20 protein-coding genes and 1 tRNA gene are annotated in these 19964 nt (G+C 71.0%); 15 read left to right on the top strand and 6 right to left on the bottom strand.

What is annotated here, in order from left to right; genetic code table 11:
- Window positions 1–4: 4 nt before the first annotated feature.
- The 5 genes from mtrB (at window position 5) to secA (ending at window position 7998) form a co-directional block, all read left to right on the top strand.
- Complete coding sequence (mtrB, locus tag HQQ79_RS11360) at window positions 5–1729, top strand: MtrAB system histidine kinase MtrB (protein WP_173034411.1); 1725 nt, start codon at window positions 5–7, stop codon at window positions 1727–1729.
- A complete protein-coding gene (locus HQQ79_RS11355) occupies window positions 1729–3411 on the top strand; it encodes a GerMN domain-containing protein (protein WP_051596926.1) in 1683 nt (560 codons plus the stop codon). The genes mtrB and HQQ79_RS11355 overlap by 1 nt, the downstream gene beginning before the upstream one ends.
- A gap of 97 nt (window positions 3412–3508) precedes the next feature.
- On the top strand, window positions 3509–4171 hold the full coding sequence (locus tag HQQ79_RS11350; RefSeq protein ID WP_173034409.1) for a ComF family protein: 663 nt from the start codon (window positions 3509–3511) through the stop codon (window positions 4169–4171).
- 158 nt (window positions 4172–4329) lie between these two features.
- Complete coding sequence (gene raiA / locus HQQ79_RS11345) at window positions 4330–5046, top strand: ribosome-associated translation inhibitor RaiA (protein ID WP_173034408.1); 717 nt, start codon at window positions 4330–4332, stop codon at window positions 5044–5046.
- A gap of 171 nt (window positions 5047–5217) precedes the next feature.
- Window positions 5218–7998 (top strand): preprotein translocase subunit SecA, encoded by a 2781-nt coding sequence (gene secA, locus HQQ79_RS11340; protein ID WP_111056066.1) that lies wholly within the window; start codon window positions 5218–5220, stop codon window positions 7996–7998.
- A 143-nt stretch (window positions 7999–8141) separates the two neighbouring features.
- On the opposite strand, the gene HQQ79_RS11335 is transcribed toward secA, so the two are convergent.
- Entirely contained in the window at window positions 8142–8582 is a 441-nt protein-coding gene (locus tag HQQ79_RS11335; protein WP_173034406.1) for an Rv3235 family protein, read from the bottom strand.
- Window positions 8583–8700: 118 nt separating this feature from the next.
- On the opposite strand from HQQ79_RS11335, the gene HQQ79_RS11330 reads away from it, so the two are divergent.
- Window positions 8701–10200, top strand: a complete 1500-nt coding sequence (locus tag HQQ79_RS11330; RefSeq protein ID WP_027466510.1) for a sensor histidine kinase — start codon at window positions 8701–8703, stop codon at window positions 10198–10200.
- 168 nt (window positions 10201–10368) lie between these two features.
- Here the strand turns inward: HQQ79_RS11330 and HQQ79_RS11325 are convergent, their stop codons facing one another.
- Window positions 10369–10617 (bottom strand): WhiB family transcriptional regulator, encoded by a 249-nt coding sequence (locus HQQ79_RS11325; RefSeq protein WP_017888820.1) that lies wholly within the window; start codon window positions 10615–10617, stop codon window positions 10369–10371.
- Between the two features lie 261 nt (window positions 10618–10878).
- On the opposite strand from HQQ79_RS11325, the gene HQQ79_RS11320 reads away from it, so the two are divergent.
- Window positions 10879–11310: a hypothetical protein gene (locus HQQ79_RS11320; RefSeq protein WP_173034404.1), complete on the top strand. Its 432-nt coding sequence runs from the start codon at window positions 10879–10881 to the stop codon at window positions 11308–11310.
- Between the two features lie 78 nt (window positions 11311–11388).
- Here HQQ79_RS11320 and bcp read toward each other — a convergent pair whose 3' ends face one another.
- Window positions 11389–11859, bottom strand: coding sequence for a thioredoxin-dependent thiol peroxidase (gene bcp / locus HQQ79_RS11315; protein WP_173034402.1), 471 nt, complete (start codon window positions 11857–11859; stop codon window positions 11389–11391).
- 95 nt (window positions 11860–11954) lie between these two features.
- Between bcp and HQQ79_RS11310 the strand changes: the two genes are divergently transcribed.
- Window positions 11955–12027: transfer RNA gene (locus HQQ79_RS11310), tRNA-Lys, on the top strand.
- Window positions 12028–12132: 105 nt separating this feature from the next.
- Here the strand turns inward: HQQ79_RS11310 and HQQ79_RS11305 are convergent.
- On the bottom strand, window positions 12133–12789 hold the full coding sequence (locus tag HQQ79_RS11305; protein ID WP_173034399.1) for a YigZ family protein: 657 nt from the start codon (window positions 12787–12789) through the stop codon (window positions 12133–12135).
- Window positions 12790–12884: 95 nt separating this feature from the next.
- On the opposite strand from HQQ79_RS11305, the gene HQQ79_RS11300 reads away from it, so the two are divergent.
- The 7 genes from HQQ79_RS11300 (at window position 12885) to HQQ79_RS11270 (ending at window position 17902) form a co-directional block, all read left to right on the top strand.
- The gene (locus tag HQQ79_RS11300) at window positions 12885–13325 is read left to right on the top strand and encodes a hypothetical protein (RefSeq protein ID WP_051596928.1); all 441 of its coding nucleotides are present in this window, start codon (window positions 12885–12887) and stop codon (window positions 13323–13325) included.
- Complete coding sequence (locus tag HQQ79_RS11295) at window positions 13322–13783, top strand: ImmA/IrrE family metallo-endopeptidase (RefSeq protein WP_173034397.1); 462 nt, start codon at window positions 13322–13324, stop codon at window positions 13781–13783. The genes HQQ79_RS11300 and HQQ79_RS11295 overlap by 4 nt, the downstream gene beginning before the upstream one ends.
- Window positions 13780–14706 (top strand): hypothetical protein, encoded by a 927-nt coding sequence (locus HQQ79_RS11290; RefSeq protein WP_173034390.1) that lies wholly within the window; start codon window positions 13780–13782, stop codon window positions 14704–14706. Before HQQ79_RS11295 ends, HQQ79_RS11290 begins: the two co-directional genes overlap by 4 nt.
- 161 nt (window positions 14707–14867) lie before the next feature.
- On the top strand, window positions 14868–15080 hold the full coding sequence (locus HQQ79_RS11285) for an SCO4848 family membrane protein (protein WP_027466517.1): 213 nt from the start codon (window positions 14868–14870) through the stop codon (window positions 15078–15080).
- A 48-nt stretch (window positions 15081–15128) separates the two neighbouring features.
- Complete coding sequence (locus HQQ79_RS11280; RefSeq protein ID WP_173034388.1) at window positions 15129–15806, top strand: response regulator transcription factor; 678 nt, start codon at window positions 15129–15131, stop codon at window positions 15804–15806.
- Window positions 15799–17199 carry a HAMP domain-containing sensor histidine kinase gene (locus tag HQQ79_RS11275; RefSeq protein ID WP_173034386.1) on the top strand — a complete coding sequence of 467 codons (1401 nt, stop codon included), beginning with the start codon at window positions 15799–15801 and terminating at the stop codon, window positions 17197–17199. The genes HQQ79_RS11280 and HQQ79_RS11275 overlap by 8 nt, the downstream gene beginning before the upstream one ends.
- A 49-nt stretch (window positions 17200–17248) precedes the next feature.
- Window positions 17249–17902, top strand: a complete 654-nt coding sequence (locus tag HQQ79_RS11270) for a PepSY domain-containing protein (protein ID WP_173034385.1) — start codon at window positions 17249–17251, stop codon at window positions 17900–17902.
- Window positions 17903–17977: 75 nt separating this feature from the next.
- Here the strand turns inward: HQQ79_RS11270 and HQQ79_RS11265 are convergent, their stop codons facing one another.
- Together HQQ79_RS11265 and HQQ79_RS11260 are read right to left on the bottom strand one after the other, a co-directional pair.
- Window positions 17978–18277, bottom strand: a complete 300-nt coding sequence (locus HQQ79_RS11265) for a hypothetical protein (RefSeq protein ID WP_146247836.1) — start codon at window positions 18275–18277, stop codon at window positions 17978–17980.
- Window positions 18278–18353: 76 nt separating this feature from the next.
- Complete coding sequence (locus tag HQQ79_RS11260; protein WP_173034383.1) at window positions 18354–19886, bottom strand: amino acid permease; 1533 nt, start codon at window positions 19884–19886, stop codon at window positions 18354–18356.
- Window positions 19887–19964 lie beyond the last annotated feature (78 nt).

Below are 19964 nucleotides of genomic sequence, written 5' to 3'. Positions count from 1 at the left end.
CACCGTGCCGCCCTCGACGCGCCCGTCGGGCTCGGCACGCCGCTCGGGCCGCGCCGGCGGGGCCGGCGGCGCCACCGTCTCGATCGGCGTCGTCGACCGCAGCCGTCGCCGGATGCGGCGCTGGCTCCGACGCGCCTGGCGTCCGATCGCGTACCTGTGGCGGCGCTCGCTCATGTTCCGCTCGGTCGCCATCACCGTGATGACGACGGGACTCGCGGTGGGGATCATCGGCACCGCGGTCATGGTGAGCATCTCGACGAACGTCTACTCGCAGCGCCGCGACCAGATCGAGTCCGAGTCGGCACGGGCCACCATCGTCGCCCAGGGGATCTTCGACGCGGCGACCGCGGGCGAGGACAACAACCAGTCCGAGCTCGAGACGCTGCAGAACGAGGCGCGGCAGGCGATCCTGTCGAACACGACGAGTCCGGGCGGCACGAGCATCGCGATCGAGCGGAGCCCGGACCAGTCCACCGCGCAGACGCTGCAGACCATCGCCAGCCAGGGCTTCCCGGACGCCGTGATCACCGATGCCCTGCGCAAGGAGGTCGCGCAGAACACCGGGCGGCTGAGCCTGCAGCCCGTCGAACTCGAGGACGACGGGCGCCGGGTGCCGGGCCTCGCCGTCGGGTCCACGCTGCAGATCCCGAGCGCCGGCCAGTACGAGCTCTACCTGGTCTACGACCTCTCCGACGCGCAGCAGACCCTGGACTTCGTCTCCCAGACGCTCTCGATCGGCGGTGTGGCGCTCATGGTGCTCATCGCCCTGGTCACGTCGCTCGTGGTCCGGCTCGTCGTCGTGCCGATCCGCGGTGCCGCCGAGACGAGCCGGAAGATCGCCGCGGGGCGCCTCGACGAACGCATCCCGGTGCGCGGGCAGGACGACCTGGCGACCCTGGCGCGGAGCTTCAACGGGATGGCCGAGGCGGTCAGCCGCCAGATCACCCAGCTCGCCGAGCTCTCCCGCGTGCAGCAGCGGTTCGTGTCCGACGTGTCGCACGAGCTCCGCACCCCGCTCACCACGATCCGGCTCGCCGGCGACATGCTCTACGACTCCCGGCACGCGTTCGAACCGTCGGTCGGCCGGTCCGCCGAGCTCCTGCACACCCAGGTGGAGCGCTTCGAGATGCTCCTCGCCGACCTGCTCGAGATCTCGCGGTACGACGCCCAGGCGGTGCAGCTCGACACCGCACCCGTCGTGCCGGCGTCCCTCGCCGCGGACATCGTCGACGAGTTCCGTCCGCTCGCCGAACGCGCCGGCGTCGAGCTGCAGCTCGCGACCCCCGGCGGCCACACCACGATGCGGCTCGACGCCAAGCGGGTCCGCCGGATCCTGCGCAACCTCGTCGGCAACGCCATCGAGCACGGTGACGCGAAGCCCGTGCAGGTCGTCGTCGACAGCGACGCACGCACCGTCGCCATCGCCGTCCGCGACCAGGGCGTCGGCATGCCACCGGAGGACGCCGCTCGGGTGTTCGACCGCTTCTGGCGGGCCGACCCGAGCCGGAAGCGCACCATCGGCGGCACCGGGCTCGGCCTGGCGATCAGCCTCGGCGACGCCAAGCTCCACGGCGGGCGCATCGACGTGTGGTCCCGACCGGGCGAGGGCTCGACCTTCGTGCTCACCCTGCCGCGCAACGAGCAGGGCACCACCGCCACCTCGGCGATCCCGCTGCCCGAGCTCGACGAGTCGTACGACGGCCCCCGTGCCGTGCGAGAGGAGTCCTGATGCGCCACCGGATCCGCCACGTCCTCGCCGTCGCGCTCGCCGCGGTCAGCCTGCTCGCGGTCACCGCCTGCGCGGCCATCCCGACCGACGGCGCCGTGCGCACCGGGCAGACGATCAAGGACGAGTCGCTCTCGGGCGTCGACTTCCGGCCGGACAAGCCGATCACCGGGTCCGACCAGACGGCGATCCTCCGCGGGTTCATCGCCGCCGCGACCGGTGCCCAGGACAACTACGCGATCGCCCGGCAGTTCCTGGCCGCCGACTTCGCCCAGCAGTGGAACCCGCGGCAGGGCGTCACGATCCGCGACGGCAGCGGCACCGTCGAGCGCGCCGACGACAGCGAACTCACCTACACGATGACGGCCAGTGCCACGGTCGACTCCGAGGGGGAGTACACCCAGGCCGTCCGCCCGACCTCGTCGACGCTGACGTTCCAGTTCGTCCGCGAGGACGGCGAGTGGCGCATCGCCTACGCCCCGGACGGCATCATCCTGTCGCCGGTCAGCTTCGAGTCGGTGTTCCAGCCGCACGCGTTGTACTTCTACGACCCGACCTACCGCTTCCTCGTGCCCGACCAGCGCTGGTTCCTCGCCCGGTCCTCCACGAGCACCCGCATCGCCAGCGCCCTGCTCGCGGGGCCCGCCGACTGGCTGAAGGGCGCCGTCGTCTCGTCGTTCCCGGAGGGCACCCAGCTGTCGCTCAACGCGGTGACGATCGACAGCGGCACCGCCCTGGTCGACCTGTCGAGCGACGCCCTGCGCGCGAGCACCGTCGACAAGGTCCGGATGCGGGAACAGCTCAGCAAGTCCCTCGCCTCGGTCGCCACCATCTCGTCGGTCTCGATGACGATCGAGGGCGCGACGCTGTCGGTGCCGGACTCCGGGGGAGCGGACGCCCAGCAGAACCCCGATGTCGACCCCCGACCCCTGGTCGACGAGGACGGCGTCGTCGGCTACGCCGCCTCGGGCACCGGCAAGGTCTCCGAGCTCGGCAGCGGCGTCGGGGCCGCGATCGCCGGCCTCGACCCGACCTCGATCGCCCTGTCGGCGTCCGGCACCACGGCCGCCGTCGGCAACCGGGACGGCGTCGTCGTCGTGCGCGGCAAAGACCGCCTGCGCGTCGATGCCCGCGACGACCTCATCGCCCCCGCCGTCGACGACCTCGGCTTCGTCTGGGCGGGGCAGCAGTCCGACACCCGCCACATCACCGCGTACGGCCTCGGCGGCGACCCCCACCAGGTGCGCACCACCCTGCCGCGCGGCGACCTCGTGTCGTTCCAGGTGTCCCGCGACTCGACCAGGGCGCTCGCGCTCATCCAGACCTCGGACGGCCCCGGCCTGTACGTGATGGCGATCATCCGCGGTTCCGACCGGTCACCGACCTCGTTCGGCGCCCCGGTCCGGGTGCAGGCCGCCAGCGGCACCGCGGTCGACGCCGCGTGGGTGAGCGACACCGACGTCGCCTCGGTCGGGCAGACCCCCACCGGTCCGAACATCGTCCGCACCACCATCGGCGGCAAGTCGAGCACCCTGCCGAAGCCCGACGGGCGCGCCACCGCGATCAGCGGCGGCAGCGGTGGCGCGCTGCTGCTCCGGATGTCGAGCGGCAACGTCCTGCAGTCCACCGGGGGTGGCTGGGACACGACGGGCGTCACCGCCGACGTGCTCGGCGTCCAGCGCTGACGCGACGGTCCTCCACACCCCACCCGGCCTGGAGGCCCGTCCACCGTCCGGCGCACCGGCCCACCGCCGTCGTCCGGTCACCACCACAGTCGTGGGCATGCCCCCTGATGACACCCCCACCCCGTGGTGCGACGCCCTGCTCGCCGTGCTCGGGCTCGTCCTGCCCGTCACCTGCCTGGGCTGTGGCCGCCCGGACCGCGCGCTCTGCCCACCGTGCGGCGCGGCGCTCGCAGCACGGCCCCGACGGGTCCGGCTGGTCGCCGGCGTCCGGCTCGACGCGGCCTTCGAGTACGAGGGGCTGGTCCGCACCCTGGTCCTCGAACTCAAGCTCCGGGGCCGGGTCGACGTCGCCCGACCGCTCGGCGTCCGCTTCGGTGCACTCGTCCGTGCGGCGCTCGCCGCGGCCCCGGACGGCACCGTGGTGCTCCGGGTGCCGCCGTCCCGGGCGGGCGCCCGACGGCGTGGGTTCGACCCGGTGGTGCTGCTGCTCGCCCGTGGTGGTGTTCGGCACACGGGGCGCCTCGTCCGCACCCCTGCCGGACGACGGCGATCCGGACCGGGGCAGAAGGAACGGTCGGCGGTGGAACGCGTCGCCGCGACCGTCGGGACCCTGCGCGCGTCCGGCGTCGACGGCCGCGACGTCGTGCTCGTCGACGACGTCGTCACCACGGGCGTGACGATGGCCGAGGGCGTCCGTGCCGTGCGCGCTGCGGGCGGGCGGGTGGTGCGCTGCGTCGCCGTGGCGAGCGTCGACGACTGACGCTCGGTGAACACCCGGTGGCCGCTGTGTGTCCGGTGAGTGTCCGACGGACTCGCCGCCTCCCCGTGACGCCGAGGGTGCGCCGGGTCTAGCCTCGCGACAAGGCGTTCGGGTCGCCGGACGGAGGCGACGCGCCGACACTGGATGGGAGCCGCCACATGGACGTGACGATCACGGGCCGGAACGTCGGGGTCACCGACCGTTTCCGCACCTACGTCGAACAGAAGTCCGAGAAGATCGACGTGCTCGCCGACCGCGCCCTCGCCTTCGAGGTGCGCATCAGCCGCCACCACGAGAAGTCGAGCGGCAGCCAGGGCGAGGACCGCGTGGAGCTCACGCTGATCGGACCGGGGCCGCTCGTACGGGCTGAGTCCGCGGCGTCGGACAAGTACGCAGCCTTCGACCTCGCCTTCGCGCGGATCATGGAACGCCTCCGTCGGGCGCGTGACCGCCGCAAGGTGCACCACGGCCGGCACCGCCCCACCTCGGTCGCCGAGGCCGCCGGCAGCGGCTTCGACGGCATGGGTGTCGTCCCGGCCGACGGCAAGCTCATCGAGGACGTCGCGACCGGTGCCGTCCCGGTCGTCGACCAGGAGACCGCCGAGGACGAGAACGAGGTCTACAGCCCGGTCGTCATCCGGCACAAGGTCTTCGAGGCCGCCCCGATGACGGTCGACGACGCCCTGTACCACATGGAGCTCGTCGGGCACGACTTCTACCTGTTCCTCGACGCCGAGACCCGCCGTCCGAGTGTCGTGTACCGACGCAAGGGCTGGGACTACGGCGTGATCGGCATCGACGAGGTGCCGGCCGGCCAGGCGCCGGCCGCGGTTGACGCGGACGCCGACGCGGAGCGCGCAGCCGCGATCGCCTGATCCCACTCGGGACCACCGGTCCCGCACCGTGTGCGCGGTCCGTTCGCGGGCCGCGCACACCCGTGTCCGCGGGCAGCCGCGCCGCTCACAGCGCCGTGCGTTCGCGGGTTGCTAGCATGACTGGTCGATCGGGCGTGCAGGTCGCGCGCGACGACCTCGTAAGGAGTTCACGTGGCAAACGTGCTGGAGAAGGTCCTCCGCATCGGCGAAGGACGAACCCTCCGTCGGCTGAAGGCGTACGCCTCGGCCATCAACGACCTCGAGGACGACTTCTCGAGCCTCACCGACGAGGAACTCCACGACGAGACCAAGGAGCTGCGCGAGCGGTACGCCAACGGCGAGACCCTCGACGACCTCCTGCCCGAGGCGTTCGCCGCCGTGCGTGAAGCCGCGAAGCGGACCCTGGGCATGCGGCACTTCGACGTGCAGCTCATGGGTGGCGCGGCACTGCACCTCGGCAACATCGCCGAGATGAAGACCGGTGAGGGCAAGACCCTCGTCGCGACGACCGCCGCGTACCTCAACGCGATCCCGTCGCGCGGCGTGCACGTCATCACGGTCAACGACTACCTGGCGTCGTACCAGTCCGAGATCATGGGCCGCGTCTTCCGCGCGCTCGGCATGACCACCGGCTGCATCATCGCGAACCAGAGCCCGGCCGAGCGCCGCGAGCAGTACGCCGCCGACATCACGTACGGCACGAACAACGAGTTCGGCTTCGACTACCTGCGCGACAACATGGCGTGGCAGGCCTCCGACATGGTGCAGCGCGGCCACTTCTTCGCCGTGGTGGACGAGGTCGACTCGATCCTCATCGACGAGGCCCGCACGCCGCTCATCATCTCCGGTCCGTCCTCGGGCGAGGCCAACCGCTGGTTCACCGAGTTCGCCTCGATCGCCAAGCGCCTCACCCCGGGCGAGGACTACGAGGTCGACGAGAAGAAGCGCACCGTCGGTGTCCTCGAGCCCGGCATCGAGAAGGTCGAGGACTACCTCGGCATCGAGAACCTGTACGAGTCGGCGAACACCCCGCTCATCTCGTTCCTGAACAACTCCATCAAGGCCGTCGCCCTGTTCAAGAAGGACAAGGACTACGTCGTGATGAACGGCGAGGTGCTCATCGTCGACGAGCACACCGGCCGCATCCTGATGGGCCGCCGTTACAACGAGGGCATCCACCAGGCGATCGAGGCGAAGGAAGGCGTCGAGGTCAAGGCCGAGAACCAGACCCTCGCCACCGTCACGCTGCAGAACTACTTCCGCCTCTACCAGAAGCTCTCCGGCATGACCGGTACCGCCGAGACCGAGGCGGCCGAGTTCATGTCGACCTACAAGCTCGGCGTCGTCCCCATCCCGACGAACAAGCCGATGCAGCGCATCGACCAGACGGACCTCGTCTACAAGAACGAGAAGGCGAAGTTCGAGCAGGTCGCCGAGGACATCGCGGAGCGCCACGAGAAGGGCCAGCCCGTCCTCGTCGGCACCACGAGCGTCGAGAAGTCCGAGTACCTGTCGAAGCTCCTCGCCAAGCAGGGCGTCAAGCACGAGGTCCTCAACGCCAAGAACCACGCCCGTGAAGCCGCGATCGTCGCCCAGGCCGGTCGCTTCGGCGCCGTGACCGTCGCGACGAACATGGCCGGTCGTGGTACCGACATCATGCTCGGTGGCAACGCGGAGTTCCTCGCCGTGCAGGAGATGCACGTCAAGGGCCTGTCGCCGACCGAGACCCCGGACGAGTACGAGGCCGAGTGGGACGACGTGTTCGCCCGCGTCAAGGCCGAGGTCGAGGAAGAGGGCGACAAGGTCCGCGCCGTCGGCGGCCTGTACGTGCTCGGCACCGAGCGCCACGAGTCGCGCCGCATCGACAACCAGCTGCGTGGTCGTTCCGGCCGTCAGGGTGACCCGGGCGAGAGCCGCTTCTACCTGTCGCTGACCGACGACCTGATGCGCCTGTTCAACTCCGGTGCCGCCGAGAGCCTGATGGGCCGCTCGAACGTGCCGGACGACCTGGCGATCGAGAACAAGCTCGTCGGCCGTGCGATCCGGTCCGCCCAGGCGCAGGTCGAGGGCCGCAACGCCGAGATCCGCAAGAACGTCCTGAAGTACGACGACGTCCTGAACCGCCAGCGCGAGGCGATCTACAGCGACCGCCGCCACATCCTCGAGGGCGACGACCTGCACGACCGTGCGCAGTCGTTCCTCAAGGCCGTCATCGACGACGTGATCGACAGTCACACCGGCGAAGGCTCCCCGGACGACTGGGACCTCGACGCCATGTGGACCGAGCTCGGCACGCTCTACCCGATCTCGATCTCCATCGACGAGGTCATCACCGAGGCCGGCTCGAAGGGCAAGGCGTCGCGTGACTTCCTCGCCCGCGAGATCCTCTCGGACGCCAAGCTGGCCTACCAGCAGCGTGAGGAGCTCCTCGGCGACGAGGCGATGCGTGAGCTCGAGCGTCGCGTGGTGCTCTCGGTGATCGACCGCCGCTGGCGCGACCACCTGTACGAGATGGACTACCTCAAGGACGGCATCGGCCTCCGCGCGATGGCGCAGCGCGACCCGCTGGTCGAGTACCAGCGCGAGGGCTACGCCCTGTTCCAGACGATGATGGGGCAGATCCGCGAAGAGTCCGTCGGCTACCTGTTCAACCTCGAGGTCCAGGTGCAGTCCGACGGCGAGAACGCGGTGATCGAGGCCAAGGGTCTCGGCGAGGACGAGGTCTCCGGCCTCGAGTACTCGGCGCCGTCGATCGACGGCGAGGTCGAGGTCCGCGACGAGAAGGGTCGCCTCGAGCAGGCCGCGACCGCTCGTGCGCAGCGCGCCCAGGCCGAGGCCGAAGCGGCCGCCGAGCCGGAGCAGGGCTCCGCGTTCGGCAACGCGGCCACGGCCTCCGGTCAGGCCGCGGCGAGCAACCGCGCCGAGCGTCGCCAGGCGGCCAAGAAGAACTAGCGTCCGCGCGCGAGCGCATCGTGAGCAGGAATGGTCGGGTCCCACGTCGGGACCCGACCATTCGTGCTCACCAAGCGTGACCGCCGACGGACGGGAGGCCCGTGGCGGCGCCGCCACGGGCCTCCCGTCTGGCCGCCACCCGGCTACAGGACCCCGATCGCGGTCGCCTGCCAGCGTCCGTGTCGCTCTTCGAGTCGCATGGCGACCGCTCGCGCGTGACTGCGCGTGTGCACGACCACCGTCGCCTCGGCGACGCCCGCCGCGGGGCGGCACACCAGGACGCTGCCGACCCGGAGCACCGGGCGCCCGCGTGCCCGCCGACCGGAGCCCCGGGCGTGCGCTGCCACCGCGGCCCGCTGCTGCAGGTGCCGCTGCACATCGTCGCTGATCCACCGGGCGATGCTGTCCACCTCCCGCGCGCCGGTGAGCACCTCGGCGACGCAGAGCCCGAGCGCTCGTGCCGTCGTTGCCGGGTCCGGGGGACCGGTCGCCGTGGTGGGTTCGGGCGGCGGTTCGACGATCCGCAACGGCGGTGGGTGCGCCGTCGTCGTCTCGTGATCGATGCGGCGTGCCTGCTCTGCCACCCCTGCCCCTTCCGTCGTTGGAGCGAGCGTATGGGGCGTGCAACATGCAAAATACAAACCGTTCCACCCTGTGGAGAGGGCGACGTTCTCCACAAGGCGTCGGACCTAGACTGGCTGGGTGTCGACCCTCAGTGACCTCGTCCTCGCGCAAGGCCGTTCCTCGGAAGCAGACGTGGAGTGGCTCCACCTGCTCGTGGGGGACTGGCAGCTCCTCGCCGACCTGTCGTTCGCCGACATGGTGCTCTGGGTCCCGACGGCCGAGGACGGCTCGTTCGTGGCCGTCGCACACGCCCGGCCGAGCTCTGCGGCGACGCTGTTCTACCGCGACATCGTCGGACAGGAGATCCGCGAGGAGTGGCGCGGCCAGGTGACCGAGAGCTTCGCCGGGTCACGGGTCGTCGACTCCGCCGAGCCGGACTGGTACGAGGACACCCCGACCCGCGTCCGCGCGATCCCGGTGCTCCGCCGCCTGAGCGCGAAGAGCGCCGAGACCACCGAGCGGCCGATCGCCGTCGTCACCCGACACTCCAACCAGGACGAGATGCGGACCCCGAGCCGCCAGGAGCTCAACTTCACCGCGAGCGCGAACGACCTGTTCGGCATGATCGCCACCGGTGACTTCCCCGACCTCGGTGCGCCGGCGGGCCCCCGTCGTGGTGCGCCCCGTGCCAGCGACGGCCTGCTGCGGCTCGACACCGCCGGCATCGTCACGTTCGCGAGCCCGAACGGCCTGAGCGCGTTCAACCGCATGGGCTTCGAGGGGGAACTCGAGCGGAAGTCCCTCGCCGAGGTCACCACCGAGCTCATCGGTGCCCAGCTCGACGTCGACGAGTCCCTGCCGCTCGTCGTCACCGGCCGCGCACCGTGGCGGGCGGACATCGAGTCGAAGGGCGTCACGGTGTCGCTCCGCTCGATCCCGCTCCGCGACCACGGTGAGCGCATCGGTGCCATCGTGCTCTGCCGCGACGTGTCCGAGCTGCGGCACCAGGAGCGCGAGCTCATCACCAAGGACGCCACGATCCGCGAGATCCACCACCGCGTGAAGAACAACCTGCAGACGGTGGCGTCCCTGCTGCGGATCCAGGCGCGTCGCACGCACTCGGACGAAGCGCGGACCTCGCTGCAGAACGCCATGCGCCGCGTCGCCGCCATCGCCGTCGTGCACGACACCCTGTCGAGCGGCCTCAGCCAGACGGTGGACTTCGACGAGGTGTTCGACTCGGTGCTCAAGCTCGTCACCGAGGTCGCGGCGTCGCACAACACGACCGTGCACCCGAAGAAGACCGGCGAGTTCGGGGTGCTGCCGTCCGAGGCTGCGACGCCCCTCGCCCTCGGCCTCACCGAGCTCGTGACGAACGCCGTCGAGCACGGGCTGGACGGCCGTGACGGCGAGGTCGAGATCGTCGCCCGCCGCTTCGACGACCACCTGGAGATCGAGGTCCGCGACAACGGCGTGGGGCTGCCCGAGGGCAAGGTCGGCTCGGGCCTCGGCACGCAGATCGTCCGCACGCTCATCCAGGGCGAGCTCGGCGGCACCATCGACTGGCACACCCTGACGGGCAGCGGCACCGAGGTCACGATCACCATCCCGTTCCGCTGGTTGACCGCCCCCGCCTGACGCCGCCCGGCGGTTCGAGTCCGCAAAACACCGGTGTTCGCCGGTCGAACACCCGCATTCCGGTGTTCGATGCGTGAACACCGGTGTTTTGCAGAAGCCGCCCGCGCGCACGACGACGCCCGCCGCCCCCGAGGGGACGACGGGCGTCGTGGTGTCAGACGACCGGGGTCAGGACGCGCGGCGAGCGCGGGCGGCGCGGCGCTTCAGGGCACGACGCTCGTCCTCGCTGAGACCACCCCACACACCCGAGTCCTGGTTGTTCTCGAGTGCGTACTGCAGGCACATCTCGGTGACCGTGCAACGCGCACAGACCGACTTGGCCTTCTCGATCTGGTCGACGGCGGGCCCGGTGTTCCCGACGGGGAAGAAGAGCTCGGGGTCTGCGGTGAGGCAGGCAGCCTTGTCACGCCAGTCCATGTGTGGTGCTCCTTGATGTCGATGCTCGAACGGCAGGCCGGGGCCGTGGTTCGGGGGATCGGAACGCTGACCATGCATGCGGCATGGAGGGGACAACTGTGGGGAGGAGTCCGCAGGAAGCGTGTCTGACGCCCGCGAGACGCTCGGGGGAGGAGCGATGAACCACGGGAGACGCACACCACATCGTGCCGTCCAAACGACCTCCAATATCGTTCCATACTGGTAGGGCCAAATCAAGGGTTCCGATGCTGGAGGATCACTGTGCACGACGACACCCCGAACGACACCGATCCCTCCGCACCCGTCGCGCGCCGGTCGCCGGCGATGCTGGGGTTGCTCGCCGTGGTCGGCCTCGAGTTCCTCGCCCTGGTGGTGGTGACGGTCGTCCTGGTGGTCGAACTGCTCGTCGCCCCGGCCACGAGCATCGCCTCCGGCATCGCCCTCACGGTCCTCGTCGCCATCGCTGTGCTCTGGCTCGGTGCGCTGCTGAACGGCCTGTGGCAGGGCCGGGCCTGGGTGCGCTCCGGCATCATCGTCTGGCAGGTGCTGCAGGGCGCCATCGCCATCGGAGCGTTCCAGGGCGTCTTCCGGGTCGCCGCGGTCGGCTGGTTGCTGCTCGTCCCGGCCCTGCTCGGCATCACGCTGGTGCTGTCGCGGTCGGTGACGGCCGCGCTCGCGCGTCCGTCCGAGTAGACGGTCTGGTCCGCCACACACTGGAGGCCCGGTGCCGGTTCCGAGAACCGGCACGGGCCTCCGGTGCGTGGCCGGTCCTCAGACCAGGCCGAGCTTCTTCCGCAGGCTCGCCACGTGACCGGTCGCCTTGACGTTGTAGAGCGGCAGCTGCACGGTGCCGTCCTCGTCGACCACGATCGTGGACCGGATCGTGCCGGTGACGATCTTGCCGTAGTTGTTCTTCTCGCCCCAGGCCGCGTAGGCCTTGTGCGCGGCGAGGTCGGGGTCGCTCAGCAGCGGGAAGGTCAGCGCCTGCTCGTGCTGGAACGTCTTGAGCTTCGCCTGCTCGTCCTTCGAGACGCCGAGGACCTCGTAACCGGCGGCCTGCAGCGAGGACATGTTGTCGCGGAAGTCGCAGGCCTCGGTGGTGCAGCCCGGGGTGGAGGCCGCCGGGTAGAAGTACACGATGACCTTCTTGCCACGAAGGGCAGCGAGGGAGTGCTCCACACCGTCCTGGTCGGGCAGCGTGAAGTCGGGGGCGGTGTCGCCGGGGACGAGACGGTCGGTCATGGTGCTCCTGTTCGCGTCGTACGCCCGCGAGTGGTCGTGGGCGCGCGAAACCCATGCTATTGTTGATTCCCGTTGCGGCACGGAAGCCGGAACATGCACCTCTAGCTCAATTGGCAGAGCAACTGACTCTTAATCAGTGGGTTCTCGGTTCAAGTCCGAGGGGGTGCACCGCAGGACGAACGCCCCGGCTCATCGAGTCGGGGCGTTCGTGCGTTCCGGGCAGGTTTCCACGCCGAAGCGGAGACACGCCCGAGGTGTGCAGGAACCGCGGATTCAGTCGGCGGGGACGTCGACGATCCGCTCCTCGCCGATGACGGGTTCGAGCGAACCGGCCGACGCGGCGGCGAGGTCGGCCGTCAGGGCGCCGAGCGCCTCGTGGGGGACCCACACCTCGAAGGTCGCCGCCTGCCCGTACTCGGTCGGACCGAGCGTCGCGTGGTGGTGCCGGACCCAGTCGCGCAGCACGTTGTCGAGCCGCCCGGCGTCGGCGTGGTCGACGTCGAAGCGCACCTGCGTCAGGGCCTCACGGCGGACGAGGACCGCCGTGTCGAGCGCCTCGGACACCGAGGTCGAGTAGGCCCGGACCAGTCCGCCGGCGCCGAGCTTCACCCCGCCGAAGTACCGCGTGACGACCGCGACGACGTCGGTCAGTTCGCGGCGCCGCAGGACCTCGAGCATCGGGACGCCCGCGGTGCCGGAGGGCTCGCCGTCGTCCGAGGAACGGGCCTGGTCCCCGAGCACGCCGGTGACCATCGCCGTGCAGTTGTGCCGGGCGTCCCAGTACCGCCGGCGGACCTCGGCGATCACGCGGTCGGCGTCCTCGACGCCGGAGACCGGCGCGACGGTGGTGATGAAGCGCGACTTCGTGATGACGATCTCGTGCTCGACCGGTGCCGCGACGGTGGCGGGGAAGCGGCGGGGCATGCCCACGAGGCTAGCGGCGCGCGTGCCGGGCGCCCGCGCTAGCATGGCGTCCACGCGCCGGACCCACACCTCGCGCGGACACGGCTGGGGAGGAGTCCGACATGGACACGGGTGATCTGAAGGGCGGGGCGCTCGACGCCGCCGAGCTCGCGCGCCGCCTCAACCTGCTCCTCGACTTCGAGGAGTCCCAGCGTGGCGCCCCGGTGCCGTTCTCCTCGATCGAGGAGTACGTCGCGGCCCACGGCGGGTCGCTGTCGCGGGCGAAGTGGACCTACATGCTCTCCGGCGACGGTCGCCGCAACCGCGACACCGAGCTCCTGCGCCTGCTGGCCGGGTACTTCGAGGTCGACGAACGCTTCCTGCTCGAGGACAGCGAGGTACCGGAACGGATCGGTGCCCAGCTCGCACTCGTCCGGTCCCTGCGCTCCGCCCGCGTGAGCGGCTTCGCGGCCCGGACCTTCCCCGGTGAACTCTCACCCGACGCGCTGCGGCGCATCGCCGAGGTGCTCGAGGAGGAATCGCAGCGGGGGAGCGTCGCATGACTGATGCCCTCGTCGAGGCGTTCTGGACTCGTGGTGCCGCCGAGGGGTGGTCGGACGTCGACCAGGCCGTCGCCGCCGCCGCTGACGTCGTCGGCAAGCCGATCGTCGTGCGCGAGGAGTCGTTCCTGGCCGCCGAGCCCGTGTGCGGCTTCGTGGCGACGCTCGAGCACGCGCACCTCGTGATGATCTCGCCGACGGCCTCGCCGACGTTCCGGTCGTTCGTCATCGGCCACGAGCTCGGGCACGTCCTGCACCGGCACCAGGAGCACGCCCCGCAGAGCGCGTACATCCGCGACGTCATCCCCGACCTGCCCGAGTACAAGGTCGAGCGTGCGCTGGCCCGGGGCATGTTCTCGAACACCTACGAGCACGAGGCCGAGGTCTTCGCCGACCGCCTGGCCACCGTGATCCGCCAGCACCGCGGCCGCCCGAGCGCCTTCCGAGGGGTCTTCGGGTGATCATCGCCGTCGTCCAGGCGGTGCTGCTCATCGTCGGGACGATCGTGCTGCTGGTGCTGCAACGGGGGCAGGACCGCACGCTGGCGTTCACGTTCCTGCTCTTCGCCGCCACCATCGTGACGAACGTCGACCCGCTGTACCGGTGGCTCGACCCGCTGCTCGGCGGGTACAACGTCGTGACCGTCGTCAGCGACTGCCTCATGGTGGCCGGCACGAGCACGCTGCTGTGGGGCGTGGCGAAGGCGGTCGGTGCTGCGCGGCCCTGGCTCCGGAACGCGGTCGTGGTGTCCTTCGCCGTGGTCGTCGTGGTGGTCGTCGTCGCGTTCACCGTGCTCGACAAACCCGCGACCACGACGACCTTCATGCTCGACGCCGGCTCCCACCCGGCGGCCACCGTCTACTCGATCGCGCAGACCGTCTACCTCGGAGTCGCCCTCGGCGCGACCGGGCTCATCTGCGTGCTCCGGCTCCGCGAAGCCCGGACGACCACCGACCTGGTGGGGCTGTGGGTCCTGGTCCTCGGTGGGGTGCTCGGGGTCGTCCGCATGGTCGTGGTCGTCGTGATGGACGTCGCCCACGTCGCCGGTGACCTCGACGTCACGCACGCGCTCTCGCTGCCCTACGACGTCACCACGCCGGGAGCCGTGCTGTGCGTGGCGTCCGGCATGCTGCTGCTCGTCGTCGGCCACCGGGTCTCCCGCCGACGTCGGGCCCGTCGCGTGGACGATGCGCTGCGCCGCCTGGCGCCGCTGCACGAACGGATCGGGGTGGACAACGCCTACCCGCCGACCGACGACCCCGCGACCCGGCTCAGCCGCCGCATCGTCGAGATCAACGACGGCGTCCGGGGCGCACGGGCGTCACTGTCCGACGCCGAGCGTGCCGCCCTCGCCGACGCCGAGGCCGCGCTCGAGACCGCGTAGTCCCTCGACGCTGCCGGACAGGCCGTGTACAGTCTGTAGCAGGTGCTACAGATCCTGTGGCCTGCCGGGTCGGGACTCGGCCGCGTTGGGGGCGGCCGAGCACCACCCGCCCGGCATCGCCGGACCAGCACCACCCGCCCGGCGTTCAGTAGGATCGTCCCGTGCTCGTCTTCGCCGCAGTCGTCCTGTTCATCGGCGCCGTCTTCAACGTCGTCACCTGGCCGCGCTTCTTCCAGCGCGTCGCGAAGGACTCTCGTGCCCGCGACGCCGCCGGCAAGCCGACGACCTTCTACACGGTGCACCTCGTGCTCCTGCTCATCGCGCTCGCGATCGCCGTCGCGTCCGTCATCGCAGGGATCCTGCTGCTGGTCTGAGCCGGTCGCTTCAGCCCTGCTTCAGCGGGGCACGACAGGATCGACCCCATGCGGGTGCTGGTGGTCGACGACGAGGTCCGGCTCGCCGACGGCGTGCGCCGCGGTCTCGAGGCCGAGGGGTGGGCGGTCGACGTCGCGAACGACGGCGTGGACGGTCTGTGGCACGCGCGTGAGTTCCGCTACGACGCGATCGTGCTCGACCTGATGATGCCCGGCCTGAGCGGCTGGGCGGTGTGTGCGCAGCTCCGCTCCGACGGCGACTGGACCCCCGTACTCATGCTGACCGCCAAGGACGGCGAGTGGGACCAGGTCGAGGCGCTCGACGCGGGGGCCGACGACTACGTCACCAAGCCGTTCTCGCACCCGGTGCTCGTCGCACGGCTCCGGGCGCTCGTCCGACGGGGTGCCCGCGAGCGCCCCACCGTGCTGACCCTCGGCGACCTGGTCGTCGACCCCGCGGCACGCACCGTGGCCCGGGGCGAGACCCCCGTCGAGCTGACCAGCCGCGAGTTCGCCGTGCTCGAGTACCTCGCACGGCACCCGGGGCAGGTCCGGTCGAAGCGCGACGTCATCGAGAACGTCTGGGACGTCGACTTCGAGGGCGACCCGAACATCGTCGAGGTGTACGTCGGACACCTCCGCCGGAAGCTCGACCGGCCGTTCGGGCGTGCCGCGATCGAGACGGTCCGTGGCGCCGGGTACCGCTTGGCGGCCGACGGTGGCTGAACGGCCGGACGCCCCCCGTGCGAGCGGGCCCGCACGAAGCAGGCCACGGCGCCCCCGGTCGGTCCGTGCCCGCACCACCCTCGGCGCCGGGGCCGTCGTCCTCGCGGCCCTGGTCATCGGCGCCGTCGCGTTCGTCGTCGTGCTGCGGCTCGTGCTGCTCGACGGCGTGCGGAACTCGGCCGAGGCTGGTCTCGAGCAGGTGTCCTCGCGGGTCGAGGCGGACGGTGCGGCCGCGGTGACCGGCTACGAGGACGTCCTGGTGCAGGTGATCGGTGACGGCGGGGCGGTCCTGGCGCACGGAGAGGACGCCGACGGCGCCGCACTGCCCACCGCCGACGAGTCCCGGTGGACCCACGACGGCGAACGCTGGCTGCTCGTGGCGGACGACGTGGACCTGCCCGGCGGCGGTGAGGCGACGCTCGTCTACGGCACCACGCTCGACCAGGCCGACACCGCGGTCCGCACCGCCGTCGTGCTCCTCGCCGTCGGGGTGCCCGTGCTGGTGCTCGTGCTGGTCGCGGTCACCTGGGCCGTCACCGGGCGCTCGCTGCGGCCCGTGGAGCAGATGCGCACCGAGGTCGAGACGATCCGGGCGGCCCGTCCCGACGCCCGGGTCGAGGTGCCGGACACCGGCGACGAGGTCGCCCGGCTCGCGAGCACCATGAACGCCATGCTCGACCGCCTCGAACTCTCCGCCGAGAGCCAGCGGCGCTTCGTGTCCGACGCCTCCCACGAACTCCGGTCGCCGATCGCGTCGATCCGGCAGCACGCCGAGGTCGCCGTCGCGCACCCGGAGCGGGCCGAGGTGGCCGACCTCGCCGACGTCGTCCGGTCCGAGGCGGTGCGCCTGCAGGACCTGGTCACCGGGCTGCTCGAGCTCTCCCGCCTCGACGAGGGCGGGATCCGCACGCGGCGCCCCGTCGACCTGGACGACCTGGCGTTGGACGCGGTGGTCCGCGCGCGAGCACGGTCGACGGCCGGTGACGCGCCCGCGCGGGACGGCGACGCCCCGGCGGTCCGGGTGGACGGCTCGGCGATCTCGGCAGCGCGGGTCCTCGGCGACGAGCGCGTGCTGGCAGGGGTGGTCCGGAACCTCGTCGACAACGCCGTCCGGCACGCGAGCACACGCGTCGCCGTGTCGCTCACCGAGCACGACGGGTCCGCGGTGCTCACGGTCGACGACGACGGCACCGGCGTCCCCGAGGACGAGCGCGAGCGCGTCTTCGAGCGGTTCGTCCGTCTCGACGAGGCCCGCAGCCGGGACGCCGGTGGCGCGGGGCTCGGCCTCGCCATCGTCCGTGACGCCGTGCGGGCGCACGGCGGCGACACGACCGTGGTCACGTCCCCGCTCGGCGGCGCGCGGTTCGTCGTCCGCATCGCACTCGGCGGCTGAACAGGTGGCTTCAGGGCTGCTTCAGCACCCCGACGCGATGCTCGTCCACATGAACTTCCGCACCCAGCACCAGAAGCCCTCCGCCCGCCGCATCGCCGCGTTCGCCGCCCTGCCGATCGTCGCGGCGCTCGCATTCACCGGTTGCGCCAGCGACGACTCCGACGACGACACCGGCTCGGCCGGCTCCGGCTCGGTCGGCTCGTCGGCGACGGACTCGTCGGGCTCCGGTTCGTCGTCCGGTGCGTCCGGCGTCGCGTCCACCGGCTCGAACAAGGCCCTGCTCGCAGCGGTCGCCACCGCACGCGGCGAGGTCGGCTCGGGCACCGTCATCTCGGTCGAGCAGGAGCAGGGTGCCTCCGCCTACGAGGTCCTGGTCGTGACGAAGGACGGCACCGAGCACGAGGTGCACACGAACGCCGACGGCACCTCGGTCGCCGGCACCCCGCAGACCGAGGCCGCCGACGCGGACGACAAGGCCGAGCACGAGCGCTTCGTCGCCGCCGCCGACCTGAGCGTCAAGCAGGCCGTCGACGCCTTCCAGGACCTGCACGCGGGGACCGTGACCGAACTCGGACTCGACGACCACGTCGGCACGGTGGTCTGGGAGGGCGACGTGCTCGACTCGTCCGGCACCAAGCACAGCGTGCGCATCGACGCCGGCTCCGGTGACGTCATCACCGACCGCGTCGACAGCGACGACTGACCCGGCCCCCGGCCCCCGGCCCCCGGGCAACCGCGCAACCGCGCCGCGGCCTCCCGCGGCCCGGCACCGGCGTCCTCAGGACTCCAGCGGCGGGCCGAGCACCTTCCGGATCGCCAGCGCAGCGAGCTGCTCGTCCGGGGTGTCGAGCAGCACCCGGTAGGTGTCCTGCCCGGCGAGGAACTCGACGCAGACGGCGTCCTCGTCGCACGGCCCGAGGCGCCACCCCTGCACCGCGTCCATCGGCACCGTCGTCCGCGTCTCGCGCTGGTAGTCGGTCTCGGCCTCGAGACGATCCGCGAACACCCGGAGGCGTCCGTAGGCACCTCGCCAGCTGAGCTGCAGGTCGAGGGTGGGAGAAACAGAGCGGTCCGGCACCCGCTGATGGTAGCGACGGGTGCCGGACCGCTCGTGTTCGGCCCGGGGACCTTGCGTTCCGGGGACAAGCGGAGCGCTAGCTCCCGTCGTGGTCGCGTCGCGCCGAGGCGGCGGGGTTGCGGACGCCGATCGGGTAGGGACCCGTGACGCCCTCGCGCAGGGCTGCGATGCGCAGGATGCGGTCACGCTGCAGGAACCACCCGACGACGAGCAGCGGGATGATGATGACGAGCGACGCGATCGTGTACGTGCCGACGGGGTAGTCGATCGCCATCAGCACGATGACCGAGGCGAGGAACGCCAGGGTCAGCCAGGCGGTGACCGGTGCCCCGGGGAGCTTGAACGAGGGTTCCTTCGCGAGCCCCTGCTTGGCCCACTGGCGCAGCCGCATCTGGCACAGGATGATCGTGCCCCACGCGGTGATGATGCCGAGGCTGGCGATGTTCAGGGCGATCTCGAACGCCTGGCTCGGCACGAAGTAGTTCAGCACGACGCCCGCGACGGTGAACGCCGCGGTGAGCAGGATGCCGGCGTAGGGGACACCGCCCTTCGACATCTTCGTGGTCCACTTCGGCGCCGAACCGTTCATCCCCATCGAGTGGAGCGCACGTCCGGTGGAGTACAGGCCGGCGTTCAGGGACGACAGGGCCGCGGTGAGCACGACGAAGTTCATGATGCCGCCGACGATCGCGCCGACGTGCGGGTTGCCGAGCGACGAGAAGAACGTCACGAAGGGGCTCTCGCCCTCCTTGTAGGCCCTGTACGGCAGCAGCAGGGAGAGCAGGACGATCGACCCGACGTAGAAGACCGCGATGCGGAAGACCACGGAGTTGATCGCGCGCGGGATGACCTTCTCGGCGTTCTGCGTCTCACCCGACGCGGTGCCGACGAGTTCGATCGCGGCGTAGGCGAAGACGACACCCTGGATCACGATGACCGCGGGGAGCAGCCCGTTCGGCAACAGCCCGCCGTTGTCACCCCAGATCGAGAAGCCGGTCCGGACGGCCTCGCCACCGGCCTCGACCGGGAACGCGAAGACGAGCCAGATGATCGCGACGACGAGGAACGTCACCAGTGCGGCGACCTTGATCAGGGCGAACCAGAACTCGAGCTCACCGAACACCTTCACGGCGACCATGTTCGCCGCGAGGACGACGACCAGGGCGATCAGCGCCAGCAGCCACTGCGGTGCGGCGGTGAAGGCCGACCAGTACTGCAGGTAGATCGCGACCGCGGTGGTGTCGACGATCGAGGTCATCGCCCAGTTCAGGAAGTACATCCAGCCCGCGGCGTACGCGAACTTCTCGCCGTAGAACTCGCGGGCGTACGAGATGAACGACCCCGAGGACGGGCGGTGCAGCACCAGCTCGCCCAGGGCCCGCAGGATGAAGAAGGCGAAGATCCCGGCGACCAGGTAGGTCAGCGCGAGCGCGGGGCCCGCGGTGTGCAGGCGTCCACCGGCACCGAGGAAGAGGCCGGTGCCGATCGCGCCGCCGATCGCGATCATCTGCAGTTGCCGGGGCTTCAGACCGTGCTGGTAGCCCTCCTGCTCGTGCGAGAAGTCGTTCGCCGGCGCTCGGTTGCCACCCGTGTCGTTCTGCGCTGTCATGCGAGAGAACCTACATGCGCACCGGACCGGGCCGTCACGCAAACCCCGGTTCGGTCGAACCGCAGCTGCTGAACGTCC

This window comes from Curtobacterium sp. VKM Ac-2852 (assembly GCF_013205045.1).
GTDB lineage: Bacteria > Actinomycetota > Actinomycetes > Actinomycetales > Microbacteriaceae > Curtobacterium > Curtobacterium flaccumfaciens.
This window is presented reverse-complemented; position numbering and strand designations above follow the sequence as displayed.